General features: G+C 71.3%; 14 protein-coding genes. 11 read left to right on the top strand and 3 right to left on the bottom strand.

Features of this window, described 5'->3' with window-relative positions; genetic code table 11:
* Positions 1–212: 212 nt before the first annotated feature.
* The 3 genes from ACVTJA_RS08265 (at position 213) to ACVTJA_RS08255 (ending at position 4,465) form a co-directional block, all read left to right on the top strand.
* A complete protein-coding gene (locus ACVTJA_RS08265; protein WP_465835308.1) occupies positions 213–632 on the top strand; it encodes a hypothetical protein in 420 nt (139 codons plus the stop codon).
* Between the two features lie 306 nt (positions 633–938).
* Positions 939–2,324: a hypothetical protein gene (locus ACVTJA_RS08260; RefSeq protein WP_465835307.1), complete on the top strand. Its 1,386-nt coding sequence runs from the start codon at positions 939–941 to the stop codon at positions 2,322–2,324.
* Positions 2,325–2,479: 155 nt separating this feature from the next.
* Entirely contained in the window at positions 2,480–4,465 is a 1,986-nt protein-coding gene (locus ACVTJA_RS08255) for a rhomboid family intramembrane serine protease (RefSeq protein ID WP_465835306.1), read from the top strand.
* Between the two features lie 15 nt (positions 4,466–4,480).
* On the opposite strand, the gene ACVTJA_RS08250 is transcribed toward ACVTJA_RS08255, so the two are convergent.
* Positions 4,481–5,638: a site-2 protease family protein gene (locus ACVTJA_RS08250; RefSeq protein WP_465835304.1), complete on the bottom strand. Its 1,158-nt coding sequence runs from the start codon at positions 5,636–5,638 to the stop codon at positions 4,481–4,483.
* A 223-nt stretch (positions 5,639–5,861) separates the two neighbouring features.
* On the opposite strand from ACVTJA_RS08250, the gene ACVTJA_RS08245 reads away from it, so the two are divergent.
* The 5 genes from ACVTJA_RS08245 to ACVTJA_RS08225 all read left to right on the top strand — a co-directional run bounded on the left by ACVTJA_RS08245 (position 5,862) and on the right by ACVTJA_RS08225 (position 10,943).
* The gene (locus tag ACVTJA_RS08245; RefSeq protein WP_465835302.1) at positions 5,862–6,551 is read left to right on the top strand and encodes a Coq4 family protein; all 690 of its coding nucleotides are present in this window, start codon (positions 5,862–5,864) and stop codon (positions 6,549–6,551) included.
* A gap of 11 nt (positions 6,552–6,562) precedes the next feature.
* Positions 6,563–8,122, top strand: coding sequence for an acyl-CoA carboxylase subunit beta (locus ACVTJA_RS08240; RefSeq protein ID WP_465835300.1), 1,560 nt, complete (start codon positions 6,563–6,565; stop codon positions 8,120–8,122).
* 113 nt (positions 8,123–8,235) lie between these two features.
* Positions 8,236–8,847, top strand: a complete 612-nt coding sequence (locus ACVTJA_RS08235) for a hypothetical protein (RefSeq protein WP_465835298.1) — start codon at positions 8,236–8,238, stop codon at positions 8,845–8,847.
* Between the two features lie 40 nt (positions 8,848–8,887).
* Positions 8,888–10,402, top strand: coding sequence for an acetyl-CoA carboxylase biotin carboxylase subunit (gene accC, locus ACVTJA_RS08230; RefSeq protein WP_465835296.1), 1,515 nt, complete (start codon positions 8,888–8,890; stop codon positions 10,400–10,402).
* 31 nt (positions 10,403–10,433) lie between these two features.
* On the top strand, positions 10,434–10,943 hold the full coding sequence (locus ACVTJA_RS08225) for a biotin/lipoyl-containing protein (RefSeq protein WP_465835294.1): 510 nt from the start codon (positions 10,434–10,436) through the stop codon (positions 10,941–10,943).
* 10 nt (positions 10,944–10,953) lie between these two features.
* Here the strand turns inward: ACVTJA_RS08225 and ACVTJA_RS08220 are convergent, their stop codons facing one another.
* Complete coding sequence (locus tag ACVTJA_RS08220; protein WP_465835292.1) at positions 10,954–12,282, bottom strand: ferritin-like domain-containing protein; 1,329 nt, start codon at positions 12,280–12,282, stop codon at positions 10,954–10,956.
* Positions 12,283–12,554: 272 nt separating this feature from the next.
* Here ACVTJA_RS08220 and ACVTJA_RS08215 point away from each other — a divergent pair, with 272 nt between their 5' ends.
* Together ACVTJA_RS08215 and ACVTJA_RS08210 are read left to right on the top strand one after the other, a co-directional pair.
* On the top strand, positions 12,555–13,844 hold the full coding sequence (locus ACVTJA_RS08215; RefSeq protein WP_465835290.1) for a sensor histidine kinase: 1,290 nt from the start codon (positions 12,555–12,557) through the stop codon (positions 13,842–13,844).
* Between the two features lie 45 nt (positions 13,845–13,889).
* Positions 13,890–14,399, top strand: a complete 510-nt coding sequence (locus ACVTJA_RS08210) for a YfbM family protein (RefSeq protein ID WP_465835288.1) — start codon at positions 13,890–13,892, stop codon at positions 14,397–14,399.
* A 12-nt stretch (positions 14,400–14,411) separates the two neighbouring features.
* Here ACVTJA_RS08210 and ACVTJA_RS08205 read toward each other — a convergent pair whose 3' ends face one another.
* Positions 14,412–15,191 (bottom strand): TSUP family transporter, encoded by a 780-nt coding sequence (locus tag ACVTJA_RS08205; protein WP_465835285.1) that lies wholly within the window; start codon positions 15,189–15,191, stop codon positions 14,412–14,414.
* A 158-nt stretch (positions 15,192–15,349) separates the two neighbouring features.
* Here ACVTJA_RS08205 and ACVTJA_RS08200 point away from each other — a divergent pair, with 158 nt between their 5' ends.
* The gene (locus tag ACVTJA_RS08200) at positions 15,350–16,162 is read left to right on the top strand and encodes a hypothetical protein (RefSeq protein ID WP_465835283.1); all 813 of its coding nucleotides are present in this window, start codon (positions 15,350–15,352) and stop codon (positions 16,160–16,162) included.
* Positions 16,163–16,310 lie beyond the last annotated feature (148 nt).

The raw sequence follows: 16,310 nt of genomic DNA, 5'->3' as shown, positions 1-16,310 counted from the left end.
CCCGGGGCACCAGGGCCATGTCAACGAGCACGCAGCACCCCTGTCCGCGAGTGCCTTGGCGCCCCGACGCAACAGGTTGGCGCCCGGGGGGCAGTCAAGGAATCACGGCATGGCCGTAATAAGGGGTGAGCAGCCCGGCGCTCTGGACTGTCGGAGAAGCATCGATGTCGCTCATGCCCGTGGATGGACCCCGTAGTGGAGAGGGGGCAGTGATGGAGATGAACGTCTGGACGCCGGCCCTGGCCGGCATGCAGGGGATGAAGGGCGCGCAGCTGGCCGCGACGCAGAGGGTCTCTCGGGACCCCGCGCGGACGCGGTGGGAGGCGCAGTCGTGGCGGCGTCAACTCCGCAACCCTGGGGAGTACGAGACGCCGGTGGCGCGGAGCGCGCTGGTGAAGGCGCTGGTGGCGGAGGGGTTCGCGGTGGACGCGGAGGTCGCGCGCTTCGCGGGGGCGTCGGAGGACCGGGACTGCATCAGCATCGCGCAGGTGGTGCGTTTCGCGGACACGCTGGCCTTGCGCATGGCGCTGGCCCGCACGGATGACCAGGTGCTGCAGCTCGCGCACCTGCGCCGCAACGCCGAGGAGTTGGCGGAGCGGATGATTGAGTGGGCCAACGCCGGCCGCCTCTAGCGGCGGTACGGCGGGCGCCCACCCGAGGAGCAATCATGGTGAGGTCTGCCCGTCCCAGAAGGACGCGCCGAGAGGTGCCGGCGCGCAACAAATACACGGGGCCGCGTTCCGTCAGGCCCCACGCCCCGGGTGCGCTGCGGCGACAGGTGCTGCGGCGCGCCTCGGGGAAGGTGACGGCCAGCGCCGCGGACGGACTGGCGCCGCCCTGCTGGCTCGCCCGGCTACTCTCGAACCAATGACACTCCGGGAGGGGGAGCGGGCGCGTCATCCTTGACAGCCCCGGAGCCCGGCTGCTCTCACGGGGGCATGTTCTCCTCGCTCGTCCTGGCGGCCACCCTGGCCGCGGCTCCCGCTCCCCGCGCCGCCGCGTCGGCGCAGACCGTCGTCCACGTCCCCAGGCTGGATGCGATGGCGGGCCTGTCCGCCTTCCTCGAGCGCGCGGGCACGCACGCGGCGCTCCTGCGCCCCTCGGCGTGGCGGGCGGAGCTGCACCCCTTCCTCGTCATCGACCCCACGAAGCCGGAGACGCTCTCCGCCGTGGGAGTGGACCCGGCCGGCCCGGCCACGGTGTCCCTGCGCGAGGACGGCCGCGTGTCCTGCCTGCGCATGGCGGACGCGAAGCTCTTCCAGTCCAAGGCCGCCGAGGCCATCGCCGCCGCCGGCGGTGACGAGGCGAAGCCCACCACTTCGAAGGGCGTGACGACGGTGAGCGTGAAGCGCGCGGCGGGTGGGGCCATGGGCTATGCCCTCAAGGGCCAGGACGTGTGCTCCTACGGCGCCACGGACGATGGCGGGCCCGCGCTGCTGAAGGAGGCGGTGAAGCTGGTGGGCAAGGCGCCCGCGCCGGACGCGCGGCTGGGCAAGGTGACGGGCGTGGCGTTCCTCGCGTCCGGCAACACCGTGGTGGGGCTGGACGGCACGGGCAACGCGCTGAAGGTGGACGGCACGGCGCTGAAGCTGCCGCTGCCGCCCTTCCAGGCGAAGACCACCAGCCCCTACGGGGCGATGAAGCCGGCGGGCATGCTCTTCTCGCGCGTGGCGGTGGCGCCGTCGGGCGTGTCACAGGCGGTGGGCTCGCTGCGCGCCACCATCCAGTCCGTGTGCCCGGCGTGTCCGAAGGAGCAGGTGCAGTCCATGGCGGACACGGTGGCGAAGCAGCTCACCGGCAACATGCTGGTGAACATGGACAACGTGCAGGTGCGCGGCTCGCTGCGCCAGCCGGAGGCGCGCTTCTTCGCCGTGCGCCAGGCGCTGGCCGCCGAGGTGACGGACGCGGCGGCGGTGAAGAACGCGCTGGCGCCCATGGCGAGCTTCCCGGGCGCGAAGGCGCTGGCGGACGGCTGGGCCCTGCCGGTGAAGGGCGGCAGCGTCTTCGTGCGGCTGAAGGGCAAGCAGCTCGTGGTGGGCAACGACGAGACGGTGACGCAGGCCACGCTGGCCGCGCTGCCGGAGGCGGGCGCGAAGCTGGAGCGCGCGGCGGACTTCTCGGTGGACCCGAAGAAGCTGGCGCGCGGGCTCGGCCAGGTGTCGCTTTCGGACGTGCTCGCGGACGAGCAGCTCGCGGCCATGTTCGCCGTCAGCTCGGAGCTGGGCCCGCTGCTGGAGCAGAGCGAGCGGATTTCGGGATGGATGGACAGCGCGCCCGGCGGCGCGCACCACTTCTCCCTCACGTGGACGCTGCCGGCGAAGTAGGGCCGGACTCGAAGGTCGCCTGCCCGCCCCTACCCGGAGGCGGACCTGCCATGACGGGCCGTCTCCGTCGCCGGGCAGGCGTGCCATGGTAGATGGGGAGTGCTCGCGCCGGGAATCCTCGCGCGGGGCGCGACTCATGAGGGGGACCTGAAGCCATGTTCATCTTGCTGCCACTGGGTGTGGACGGAGCCGAGCTGGACCGGCTTCCTCGCGTGTCCATCGGCATCGCGGCCGCGTGCGTCCTCGCGTTCGTCGCCACCTGGGTCATCCCCTCCGAGCCGCTGGGCGTGGGCGACGACGACGTGCGCGACCTGGTGGAGCAATCCTTCCAGCACTCCGAGCTGGAGGTGCCGCCCGCCTGCGCCGAGCGCTTCCTGACCGCCCAGGGCCGGGCGCAGCTCGCGAAGGTGCGCGCGAAGATGAAGGCGGACCCGGAGAACGTCGACCCCACCCTCGACGTGGCGAAGCGCCAGCAACTGCTCGACGCGAGCTGCGTGGAGCTGCTCACCCGTCAGGACAACTCGCTGCTGCGCCGCTTCGCGCTGGTGCCCGCGCGTGGCATCGCCCAGCCCGGCTGGCTGACGTACATGTTCCTGCACCTCGGGTGGATGCACCTGCTGGGCAACATGCTCTTCTTCTACGTCGTGGGCCTGCTGCTCGAGGACGCCTGGGGCCGGCCCCTCTTCGCGGCCTTCTACCTCGCGGGCGGACTGGTGGCCGGCCTCGCCCACTTCGCGCTGGAGTCCTCGTCGGAGGGAGTCATGGTCGGCGCGTCCGGCGCGGTGGCCGCGTGCATGGGCGCGTTCTGCCTGCGCTTCGCGCAGCGCCGGGTCCGCGTGGGCTACTTCGTCTGGATACTGCGCATCTGGCGCGGCACCATCCCCGTGGTCGGCTGGCTCTGGGCGGGGCTGTGGTTCGGCAACGAGGTGTTGAACTTCCTCCTCTGGGGCAGCAACACGGGCGTGGCGGTGATGGCCCATATCGGCGGCTTCGTCTTCGGCTTCGTGGGGGCCTCGCTGATGCGAGTCACCCGGCTGGAGGAGCGCGTGGTGGCGCCCGCGCTGGCCGCGAAGCAGGGCGGCTGGGTGGCGGACCCGCGGCTGACGGAGGCGCAGGCCGCGCTGGACCGAGGAGACCGCGAGGAGGCGCGAGCCGACTTCACGCGCGTGCTGGCCGACCACCCGGACCAGACGGACGCGATGCTGGCCCTCGGCAGGATGGACCTGGAGGACGGGAAGCTCCCACTCGGCATGTCGAAGGTGGAGCGCGGGCTCAACCTGCTGGCCGGGCGCGCGTCGCCCGAGGCCCTCTGGCTGGCGCTGGAGCAGTTCGGGACGCTGCTGCCCCTGGAGCGGCTGCGCCCCGCGACGGCCTGGCGCGTGGCCCAGGCGATGGAGGGCGAGGGTGCTCCGCCCGGCGCCGCGCCGACGACGGAGGAGTTGTACGTCGTGGCCGGCTCGGGCGCGGGAGCCGTCGCGGTGCGCGCGCTCATCCGGGCGGCGGAGCTGCGGCTGGCGCAGTCCAAGCATTTGGAGAAGGCGACGGAGTACCTGGCCCGCGCGAAGACGCTGCTGACGGGAGACGCCGCCGCGCTGGCCGAGCGCGTGAAGGCGCTGGAGGCGGAAGTGGAAGCCGCGCTGGACGGAAGCGGACGGCGTGGGGTGGAGCTGGGACGGCCCGCGCCCACCATCGACGCGCCCTCGCTGCCCCCGCGCATCATTCCCTGCCGCATCCTGGGACTGAGCGACAAGGCGCTGAGCCTGGAGTCCGCCAACGGCCAGCGTCGCACGCTCGCGGTGACGGAGGTGCTGGCCATCGCCGTGGGCATGCTGCCCATCGCCGGGCCTCCGGGCACGCCGCCCCGGCAGACGGTGCTCACGGACCTCGTCGTGTCCTGGGGTGGCGGCAACCAGGGGCCCGTCGTGCTTCGAATCAACGTTCCGGGGCTCTCGCTGCCGCAGCTCTACCCGGGGCTCGCGCAGCGTGACGCGTACGCGAAGCTGCTCAGTGACTTGCTGGAGTACTCCAGCGCCACCGCGCTGCCGGACAGCGCGTCCCTGCGCCAGGGGAAGTACCCGAGGTTCGCCAGCGAGGCCGAGCTGAGCCAGCAGTTCTACGGCGCGGGCGCCGCGGCGGCCTGACGCGCACTCACTCGCTCACGCCGGCCGCTCCTGCCGGAAGCCCCGCTGCTCGCGCCCGGCGCGCTCCGCCCGCGCCTCGTACAGCGCCAGCCCGCGCTGCACGTCCGCGAAGTCCAGCGTGCCCACCAGCGTCCCATCCGGCGCCACCACCGCGAGGTGCGGCACCTCCTCCTCCGCCATGCGCCGCAGCGCCGTCCACCCGTCCTCGTCCATGCCCGCCACCACCGCCGGCCCCATCAGCTCGCGCGTGGCGCGCGTGGCGCGCTCTCCCTCCGGCACCTGCCGCACCGGCTCCAGCCACACCCAGCCCACCGGCTTCCCGCCCTCCGTCACCGGCAGCGCCAGCCGCCGCGCCTGCCGCAGCGCCCACATGGCCTCCCACAGCGACGAAGACGCCTCCACGCCCGCGAGCCTCGGCGTCATCAGCGCCGACACCGGCACGCGCGCCAGCGTGTCCTTCATCCGCACCTGCCGCACCTCGCCCTCCGCGCCCATGTAGATGAACACCGCAATCACCATCAGGAACGGGTTGAGCACGAACGCGCCCCACAGCCCGAACAGCACCGCGAAGCCCCGCCCCAGCACCGACGCCACCCGCGTCGCGCGCACCGCGCCCAGCCGCCCCGTCAGCGACGCGCGGACGATGCGCCCTCCGTCCATCGGGAACGCGGGCAGCAGGTTGAACGCACCGAGGAACAGGTTGAGGCTCCCCAGGTAGAAGCACGCGAACTGGAGATTGAACGAGCGCGTGCCCTGCAACAGCCACGTCGCCACCCCGAAGAGCGCCGCCAGCAACAGGCTGGTGAGCGGCCCCACCAGCGCCATCAGCGCCTCGTCCCTCGGGCGCGGCGGCGCCTCCGACAGCTCCGACACGCCCCCCACCATCATCAACGTAATCGACCGCACCCGCCCGCCCCGGGCCAGCGCGTAGACGGTGTGCGCCAGCTCGTGCACGAACACGGAGCCGAACAACCCCACCGCGACCCCCAGCCCCCACAGCAGTGGCGAGCCGAGCAGCCGCTCCGGCGGCACCTCGGCCACCTCCGCCGCCCGGCGGAAGGCCCCTCCGAAGCTGATGGCCAGCAGGGGAAGAATCAGCAACAGCGAGAAGTGGACGCGGATGGGAATGCCGCGGAACGCGCCCACCTGCAAAGACCCCCGCGCAGCGCGCATGGCGGACCTCCAGGGCCCAAACGTCCGTCCCGCGCATGACGTCCGCACGGGCCCGGGGGCTACCCGTTCGGCCGGCCGCCTCCTGAGTGTCCGCTCCCGGGCGCTCGGGATGTCCGCCCGCGAGCACCGCTCCGCACCCCGCTCCTTCCCCCCGCCTCCCCTGCGCGTACCCTGCGCCACGGCACGACGCCCGGCGTCGAGACGCACAGCTCGAGAGGCAGGCATGCGCAACCCCGTCGCGTATGCCCGGACAGCGTGGCGCATGGCCCGCGCGCTCCGGGACCCGGAGCAGCTCCAGGACATCCTGGAGCTGGCCGCCGTGCTGGCCCCACCCACCGCCATGAGCCGGCTGGTGGAGCGGCTGATGCAGCACGACTCCGCCGCCCTCGCCTTCGTCGAGCGCCCGCGCGTGGGCTTCCTCCACCTCGCCTCGCTGCGCGGCCTGCCGGAAGGAACGCTGGGGCGCGCCTACGCGGACCACCTGCTGGACAACGGGCTGGACCCGGACGCCCTCCCCACCCTGGAGGCCCACACGGACGAGGAGTACGTACGGGCCCACATGCTGGAGTCCCACGACATCTGGCACGTCCTCACCGGCTTCCCCACCGACGTGGCCGGAGAGCTGGGCGTCCAGGCCTTCAGCCTCGCCCAGGTGGGCAGCCCCTTCGCCCTGGGCATCCTCGCGGGTGGGATGGCCAACACCCTCCTCTATGCCTTCTCCGAGCGGGACGTGCGCATGCGCGCCATCGTCCGGGGGTGGCTCCTGGGCCGCCGGGCCCGCCTCCTCTTTGGCGCGCCATGGCGAAGGATGTGGGAGCTGCCCCTGGCGGAGGTGCGACAGCGCTACAGCCTGGACCTGGCCGCGGTGGACGCCGTGCTTCCAGGGAGCGCGTACCCCGGCCAATCGTGCTAGACGGGGCGCCCATGGACGAGACCTCCGAGAACCCCCTCCGCGCACGGCTCCAGCAGTTGGAGAAGCAGGCCGAGCTGGGCGGCGGCGCCGACCGCATCGCCAAGCAGCACGAGGCCGGCAAGCTCACCGCACGCGAGCGCATCGACCTGCTGCTCGACCCGGGCTCCTTCTGCGAGCTGGACAAGTTCGTCACCCACCGCTCGAACGACTTCGGCATGGGTGACAAGAAGATTCCCGGCGACGGCGTCGTCACCGGCTACGGCACCGTGGAGGGCCGCAAGGTCTTCGTCTTCGCCCAGGACTTCACCGTCTTCGGCGGCTCGCTGTCCGGCGCCTACGCGCAGAAGATCTGCAAAATCATGGACCTCGCCACCCGCGTGGGTGCGCCCGTCATCGGCCTGAACGACTCGGGCGGCGCGCGCATCCAGGAGGGTGTGGAGAGCCTCGCCGGCTACGCGGACATCTTCCTGCGCAACACGCTGGCGTCCGGTGTGGTGCCCCAGATTTCGCTCATCATGGGCCCCTGCGCGGGCGGCGCGGTGTACTCGCCGGCCATCACGGACTTCATCATGATGGTGAAGGACACCTCCTACATGTTCATCACCGGCCCGGACGTCATCAAGACGGTGACGCACGAGGAGGTGACGAAGGAGGCGCTGGGCGGCGCGCTCACGCACAACCAGAAGTCCGGCGTGGCGCACTTCGCGGCGGAGAACGAGCAGGCCGCCATCGTCATGACGCGCGAGCTGCTCTCGTTCCTCCCCTCCAACAACCAGGAGGAGCCGCCCGCGCAGCCGTGTGACGACGACCCGTTCCGGGCCGAGGCGTCGCTCAAGGACATCGTCCCGAGCAACCCCAACAAGCCCTACGACATCAAGGACGTCATCAAGGCCGTCGTCGACAACAAGCACTTCTTCGAGGTGCAGGACCAGTACGCGAAGAACATCGTCATCGGCTTCGCGCGGATGAATGGCAAGAGCGTGGGCATCGTCGCCAACCAGCCCGCGGTCCTGGCCGGCGTGCTGGACATCGACGCGAGCGTGAAGGCCGCGCGCTTCGTGCGCTTCTGCGACTGCTTCAACATCCCCCTCATCACCTTCGTGGACGTGCCCGGCTTCCTCCCCGGCACCGCGCAGGAGTGGGGTGGCATCATCACCCACGGCGCCAAGCTGCTCTACGCGTACGCCGAGGCCACGGTGCCCAAGGTCACCATCATCACCCGCAAGGCCTACGGCGGCGCCTATGACGTCATGGCGTCCAAGCACATCCGCGCGGACATGAACTTCGCCTGGCCCACGGCCGAAATCGCCGTCATGGGCCCCGAGGGCGCGGTGAACATCATCTTCCGCAACGAGCTGCTCAAGGCGCAGGACGCCACCGCCGAGCGCGCGAAGCTCACCGCCGAGTACCGCGAGAAGTTCGCCAACCCGTTCAAGGCGGCGGAGCTGGGCTACATCGACGAGGTCATCCGCCCCGAGGACACCCGCGCCCGGGTCATCCGCGCCCTGGAGATGTTGAAGGACAAGCGCCAGGAGAACCTGCCGCGCAAGCACGGCAACATCCCGCTGTAGCCGTTACTAGAGAAAGAGGGGCCCTCCCTGGCTGGAGGGCAGGCAGGCACGCGCCACCCCGGAAATTTGAGGGTGGCGCGCGGGCTTTCAGGTTGCCAGGAAAGGAACTTATTTTGTCCCACCGCCGACTCATCCTCTTTCTCTCCGACGTCGAAGGTAACCTCACCGCGCTGCGCCAGACGCTGAAGCGCGTATGTGAGGCCGTGGACCTGCCCACGCCTGAAGTGAAGTGGCTGGAGTCCCCGCCGGAGGGCCTCGCGGAGGCGGGCTGGCACGCGGCCGAGCTGGAGCTGCCGCCCGCGCCCGGCCGCAAGGCCCGCAAGTCCGAGCAGCCCTTCCTGGAGGAGCAGCTCGACGCCATGACGCAGGCCCTCGCGCAGGACTTCCGGGACAGGGCGCTGGGCATCTTCGTGGACCGCGAGCACAGCTACGCCCGCACCTGCGTCAGCGGCCCCGGCCGTCCGTCCAAGGCCGTGGAGGGTGAGGTCCTGGACGTGATGCGCCAGGCCGCGCGCTGGCTGGACGTGGAGACGGGCTTGCTGGCCCGGCTGTTCGGCGGCGGCAATGCGGCGCGCAATCTCCTGGCCGCGGCGGTGGACTTCGGCAACGAGCCCGCCACCCAGCCGGCGGCGCCGCCCGAGCCGGACGAGGATGACCGCTTCGTGGAGGCCAAGCTGGCGCAGGCCAAGGTCTACATGGAGCAGTACCTCAGCAGCCGGAAGTAGGGGCGCGAAATCCGGGGCGTCCCGTGCTAGACGGGCGCCCATGCCCAAGATCCGCAAAGTGCTCGTCGCCAATCGCGGCGAGATCGCCATCCGGGTGATGCGCACCTGCAAGGAGCTCGGCATCGCCACCGTGGCGGTGTACTCGGAGGCGGACCGCGCCGCCCTGCACGTCCGCACCGCCGACCAGGCCTACTTCGTCGGCCCTCCGCCCTCGCGTGAGAGCTACCTGGTGCAGCAGCGCATCATCGACGCCGCGAAGCAGGCCGGCGCGGATGCCATCCACCCCGGCTACGGCTTCCTCTCCGAGAACGCCTCCTTCGTCCGCGCCTGCGAGGCCGCCGGCATCACCTTCATCGGCCCGCCGGCCTCCGCCATGGACGCCATGGGCGAGAAGACCCGCGCCCGCGCGAACATGATAAAGGCCGGCGTGCCCGTGGTGCCCGGCTCCACCGAGCCCTTCGCCTCGCTCGAAGAGGCGCGCGCCTACGCCCTGAAGATTGGCTTCCCCATCATGCTCAAGGCCGCGGGCGGCGGTGGCGGCAAGGGCATGCGCCGCGTGGAGCGCGCCGAGGACTTCGACTCCTCCTGGCGGGGTGCCAAGGGCGAGGCGATGAACGCCTTCGGCAACGACGCCGTCTACATCGAGAAGTACCTGGAGAAGCCACACCACGTGGAGATCCAGGTCTTCGCCGACCAGTACGGCAACACCATCCACCTCAACGAGCGCGAGTGCTCCGCGCAGCGCCGCCACCAGAAGGTGGTGGAGGAGACGCCCAGCCCCATCCTCACGCCGGAGATGCGCGCGAAGATGGGCGAAGTGGCGGTGAAGGCGGCCAAGGCCGTCAACTACGTGGGCGCGGGGACGGTGGAGTTCCTCGTCGACGTGCACCGCAACTTCTACTTCCTGGAGATGAACACCCGCCTCCAGGTGGAGCACCCGGTGACGGAGTGGGTGACGGGCCTGGACCTCGTGGCCCTGCAGATTCGCTCCGCCGAGGGCGAGAAGCTGCCGCTCACCCACGCCCCCGAGCCGCGCGGCCACTCGATTGAGGTGCGCGTGTACGCGGAGGACCCGGCGCGCAACTTCATGCCCAGCCCGGGGAAGATTACGTACCTGCGCGTGCCGGGCGGCCCCAACGTGCGTGACGACTCGGGCGTGTTCCCCGGGTACACGGTGCCCAACTTCTACGACCCGATGATTTCCAAGCTGTCCGTGTGGGCCCCCACGCGGCGCGAGGCGATTGCCCGGGCGCAGCGCGCGCTGTCCGAGTACGTGGTGAAGGGCATCACCACCAACATCCGCTACCTGAAGGCGATTCTGGCGCACCCCGAGTTCATCGGCGGCGACTACGACACCAGCTTCCTCACCCGCGAGCACGAGGCGCTGCTCGGCGTGGAGGACGCGAAGCTGAGCGAGATGGCGCTGCTGGCCAGCGTGGTGCAGTCGTACCAGCGGGACCAGAAGCGCGCCAAGACGATGCCCTCCGCCAGCGGCCAGGGCGGCGGCAATGGCGGCGTCTCCCCGTGGAAGCTGGCGCTGCGCACGCGCCGGTAATCCCCTCCCCTTCGAGCTCGGAAAGACCTCCATGCGTTACTTCACGAAGCAGCAGGGCCAGAAGGAAGCGGTGCCGGTGGACCTGGAGCCGCTGGGCAACGACAAGTACCGGCTGACGGTGGGCGACAAGACGTACGAGGTGGACGCGCTCATGCTGGAGCACGGCACCATGACCATGCTGGTGGACGGCCAGTCCTACGGCGTCGAGTTCGAGGAGAACGGCGACGAGGTGGGCGTCCTCCTGCGCGGGCAGGTGAACCGCTTCGACGTGGCGGACGAGCGCCGCCTGCGCCTGCGCGCGGGCAACGCGGCCTTCTCCGTGGAGGGCAAGCAGTTGGTGACCGCGCCCATGCCCGGCAAGGTGGTGAAGGTGCTGGTGAAGGTGGGCGACGAGGTGAAGGAGGGCCAGGGGCTCGTGGTGGTGGAGGCCATGAAGATGGAGAACGAGCTCAAGAGCCCCAAGGCCGGCAAGGTGACGGAGTTGTTCGCCAAGGAAGGCATCGCCGTGGAGAACAACGCGAAGCTGGTGGTGGTGGAGTAGACCCCCGCCCTCACGTCCAGAGCTGCGCCGCGAGCGTGTCCACCAGCGCCGCGGCCACCTCGGGCGCGGGCATGCCGGCGTCGGTGACGAGCGCCGCGTCCATTGGCCTGGCCACCTCCTCGCGCAGCTTCGCCACCGCCTCGCGCTGAGCGGCGCGCAGGGCCTCGCGCTCGCTGGCGGAGAGCCGCTCCTGCGCCCAGGCGTTGATGGCCCACGACAGCTCGGCGTGCCGGGTCTCGTCATCGGCGATGCCCACCATGGCGCCGCGCACCTCCGCGTCCCGCGCGTGCAGCGCCTGGTGATGTGCCACCAGCGCGCCGTACGTCTCGCGCACGCAGCCCTCCACCGCGTTGTCCAGCGCCACCTCGAACAGCGGGCGCAGCGGCAGCGCGTCGACCTCGGGCTTCCGGGGCGTGCCGCCGAAGCGCCGGGCCAGCCGCGTGCTGACGTCCGTGTGCAGCACCTCCTCCATCGCGCTCCGCAGCGCCGCGTCCTTGAGCGTGGCGTCGGCGCCGTGCAACTCCAGCTCCTCGCGCAGCCGCAGGAAGGCGTTGATGGACGCCGCCTCCAGGTGCGCCACCACGGCGAAGTGGCGCCCCAGCGCGTCCGAGCAGGCCACGGCGTCCGCGCCTCGCAGCCCCACCGGCCGCCGGCCGATGGCGCAGCCCGGGTCCCCCCGCTCGATGACCTCGCTGCTCACCTCGCGCACCGAGCCGTCCGGGGACACCTCCAGCACGAAGCGCGTCACCTTCGTGCCCTCACCGCAGGCGAAGCCCTGCGTGCCGATGACGCTGAAGCGCCCGTCGGTCTCCGCCTTCACCGCGCCGCGCCGCAGCTCCTGGCAGGACACGTCGTAACCCTCGGCGAAGGCGACCAGCACGGCCTCCTGCGAGGTGTCGACGGTGCCCAGCAGCGCCCGGAGCGACTCCAACGACGCATGGGCCGTCACCTCGTCGCCGCGCGTCGTCGCGAAGTAATACGCCACGCAGAACTCCTGACAGGACTTACGGAACCCCGTCTCCGACGTGAGGCTGTTCAGCGAAGACGTGCAGGCGGGCACGTCGGAGGCCGTCGCGCAGGCCGTGCCAGAGGAGGACACCACCCGCTCGTGATGCTCCTCGTCCGTGCCGAAACCGGTCTGGATGCTGCGCAGCTGCACGACATCCACCGGCGTCGCGAGCGACAGCCCGCTCAACGCGAGGTAGCCGTCCTCGCACGCGGGCGCGGAGTACCCCGTCAGGTCCAGGTCGTCCTTGTCGCACCCGGCGAGCACCAGCGGCGTGACGAGCGAGGCGCGCAAGGCGCGGGAGAAGAGTCGGCGCAGCGACATCGGGTGCATGAAGTGGCTCCAGCAGACGAGGTGATGCCTGCGTGTAGAGCAACGCGGATGCCAGCAACGGTTTCCAGGAGCCGGAGGCACCCGCCCGCACCGCCCCCGCGACTGGGGCGACACTCCGGCTCAGATTTCTGAAACATCCGGACAGGCCCCCGGCTGCCCGCCCGGGGGGCCGCCAATATCCACTGCCGGACCCGCGCGGACCGGCCCGTGATGACATGAATGGGCATTCATGGTTCGGTCCGGCCGCCTACCCAAGTGCAGGTCCATCCGGGATGCATGAGTCCTCCGAAGAGGAGCTGAAGCAGCTGCGGCTCCGTCAGTTCCTCCAGTGGATGCTGCCCGTCGCGGTGGGCTTCCTGCTCGTGTACGCGGCCTTCGCGCTCGTGCTGCGCAGCCCCGCGCTCGCGGGAGGCGCGGTGGCGGTGGGCGTCTACACGGCGGCGCTGACCTGGGCCCGCGGACTGGCGCTGCGCGGGCACACGGCGCGGGCCGCGGGGGTGACGGGGCATGCGCTGCTGGTGATGGTGGCGCTCGGGGCGCTGTTCGTTCACTTCCTCTTCGCCGCGCTGCTCCTGATGCCCATCGCCGGGGTGGCCCTGGTGCTGCCGTACCTGGAGCGGCGCGCGCTCGGCCGCTTCATGTTCGCCGCCTTCGCCGCGGACGTGTGGGTGACGGTGGTGGACGGCCTGCTGCCGCCGCTCGTCGAGCAGCCTCCGCCGTGGCTCCAGCGGAGCGTGCTCGCCGTGGCGGCGGTGGCGTGCGTGGCGCTGACGTTCCGGCTGCTCTGGGTGGACTCCGCGCGGCTGCGCCGGAGCCTGACGCTCGCCGAGAAGGCGGTGGCCGCGCGGGACGAGTTCCTCTCCATCGCCAGCCACGAGCTGCGCACGCCGCTCACCCCGCTCAGCCTCCGCCTCCAGCAGCTCCGGCGCGAGCTGTCGCTGCCACCACCCCACTCCTCCGCCGAGCGCGCGCAGTTCCACCTGGACGTGTCCCAGCGGCAGGTGAAGAAGCTGGTGGACCTGGTGGATGACCTGCTGGACGTGTCGCGCATCTCCGCCGGCCGCCTCGAGCTGCGCCCCGCACGGGTGGACCTGGCGGAGGTCGTCCGCGACGCGGTGAGGCGCTTCGAGCCGGAGACGTTTCGCGCCGGGTGCACACTCACCCTGGAGCTGGACGCGGCCCTCATGGCGCGGGTGGACCCGCTGCGCTTCGAGCAGGTGCTCGACAACCTCCTGTCCAACGCCATCAAGTACGGCGCCGGCAAGCCCATCCGCGTGCGGCTGGAGCGGCATGAAGCACGGGCGCGGCTCACCGTGCGGGACGAGGGCATCGGCATCTCCCCCGCGGCGCTGGAGCGCATCTTCGACCGCTTCGAGCGGGCGGTGTCGGACCGGCACTTCGGCGGCCTGGGCCTGGGGCTCTACATCGTCCGGCGGATTGTCGTGGCGAGCGGCGGCACCATCTCCGCGGCCAGCGTGCCGGGCCAGGGCGCGACGTTCACCGTCGAGCTACCGCTGAGCACCGATGCCTCCCTTGTTCCGTTGGTGAGCGGCGGGCGGTAAGGTCCGCCCCGCGCGCGTTTCCCCCAGCGCCCCGAGGTCATCCGCATGGAGATGCTCTGCTCCCTTCGCAGCGCCACGGAGGCGCAGCGCAACGCCCTGCTCCAGGCGCCCGACCTGCTGGAGCCCTTCCTCGACGACGAGGAGGACTTCGGTGATTCGAAGGCCTTCGTGGAGCTGGACATCGGCGAGGCGTGGCACGGCCTCCAGTACCTGCTCACCGGCACGCCGTGGGAGGGCGCCGCGCCGCTGGACTTCCTGGTGCGCGGCGGCGAGGACGTGGGCGACATCCCCTCGGACGAGGGCACCGCGCGCATCTTCGCGCCCGAGCAGGTGAAGGCGCTCTCCGCCGCGCTCCAGAAGGTGCAGGAGTCCACGCTGCGCCGCCGGTATGACCCGGCGGAGATGCAGGCCCAGGACATCTACCCCGGCACCTGGGAGGAGCCCGAGGAGGACGTGGACCTGCAGGAGGAACTGATGTCCTACTTCGACGAGCTGAAGAAGTTCATCACCACCGTGGTGAAGCGCGGGGACGCGCTGCTGGTGCACATCGGCTGACGGTGAGGGGCGTCAGCCCGCCATCACCAGGTCGCGGCCCAGCTTCAGCACCAGCGCCAGCACCACGCCGAGCACCACCTTGCGCACCAGCTTGTCGCCGCCCTTCACCGCGAGGTGCGCGCCGATGTACGCGCCGGTGAATTGCGCGGCGGCCATGGGCAGCGCCACCCGCCACAGCACCACGCCCTTGAGGGCGAACAGCGACACCGAGGCGAGGTTGGAGGCGAAGTTCACCACCTTCGCGTCCGCGGACGCGCGCGCCAGGCCGTGGCCCAGCAACGTGGAGAAGGCGACGATGAGGAAGGTGCCGGTGCCCGGCCCGAAGAAGCCGTCATAGGCACCGATGGCCAGCGCGATGAGCGCGCCGATGGCCTGCGCGCGGGGGCGCGGTCCGGGCTCGGGCTGGTCACCGGCGCGCGGGGCCCTGCGGAAGGTGAGGAACACCGCCACCGCGATGAGCAGCACCAGCACCAGCGGCTTGAGCACCTCCGGCTTGACGAGCAGCACCAGCGCGGCGCCCGCGAAGGCGCCTACCAGGCCGAACGGGAAGGTGACGCGCGCCAGCTTCCCGTCCACCAGCCCCGCGCGCGAGAAGCGCACCAGCGCCGCGAACGAGCCGAACACGGACTGGCCCTTGTTGGTGCCCAGCGCCACGTGCGGCGGCAGGCCCGCGGCCAGCACCGCGGGCAGGGTGATGAGCCCGCCGCCTCCGGCGATGGCGTCGACGATGCCCGCGGTCAGCGCGGCGAGACAGAGCAGGATGATGTGCAGCAGGCTGACGTCCACGTCCACCGGGGCCGACCTCCTCTTGGGGCCACCGGGGCCCGCCTCTTCGTCGGTGCGCGCTGGGTACCACGACACACTCGCGCCGTCGCGGCTGCCCGCTTCTTGCGTCCCCGCGCGCCTTGGGCGTCAATGTCGCCCGCCACCTCCGCCCCCCGAGGTCCCCCGTGCTCGCTTCCCTCATCACCGTGCTGGCACTCACGCTCGCCTCGGCGCCGCCGTCCCAGGACCCGTCCGCGCCCACCTGCCGCTCCATCGACGGGCAGGTGTCATGCGGCTACGGGTGCAAGTCGGACGGACAACGGGTGCGATGCGCGCAGACGCCACAGGGCCGCTGCCAGGTGGTGGACGGGCAGGCCGTGTGCTTCGACCCGCCGGCCTACGTGCAGAAGGCGTACGGCGACTCGCTGCCCGCGTCCGAGTGCAAGAACATCGATGGCATGGTGGCGTGCGGCTACAACTGCGCGACGCAGCCCGGCAAGGTGAAGTGCGCGAAGTCTCCGGCGGGTGTGTGCCTGGGCCGCGGCGGCGAGGTGGAGTGCTTCGACCCGCCCGCGATTGTCTTCGCCGTGTACGGCCGGGAGACGCCGAAGGCGGATTGCCGGAGCAACGGGGTGCAACTGACGTGCGGCTATGGCTGCGTGAATGCGCCGGAAGGCGTGCGCTGTGCCCGGACGCCCGCCGGTGTGTGCAAGCTGGCCAGCGGCCGCATCACCTGCTTCGACCCGACGCCCGCGGCGATGTGCGCCTGGAAGCGCTCGCTGCCCGCGCCCGAGTGCCGCAACAGCGAGACGGGACCGGTGTGTGGCTATGGGTGCACGACGGCGTTCTCGAAGGCGTCGTGCGCGGCGACACCGGCGGGGATGTGCAAGGTGTTCGATACGGAGGTGCACTGCTTCGACCCGCCGGCGGAGCAGCAGGCGGACGCGGCGTGCCTCGCGGCGCTGGGACTGGCGGCGCTGGATGGCGTGACTCCCTGACGCGGAGTACGGGCGGCCTGCCCGGCCGTATGCTTTGAGTCAACGGAGGACGGCGCTAGGGTTCTCCTTTCCCCGAATTTCAACGGAGTCGAGCGGCGCATGGCCGAGGGTGAGGTCCGCCAGTACTGGGTTCGCAATGACAGGGGCA

This window comes from Pyxidicoccus sp. M6 (assembly GCF_055568925.1).
Note: the sequence above shows the minus strand (reverse complement) of the source record. Positions and strands in the feature narration are given on the sequence as shown.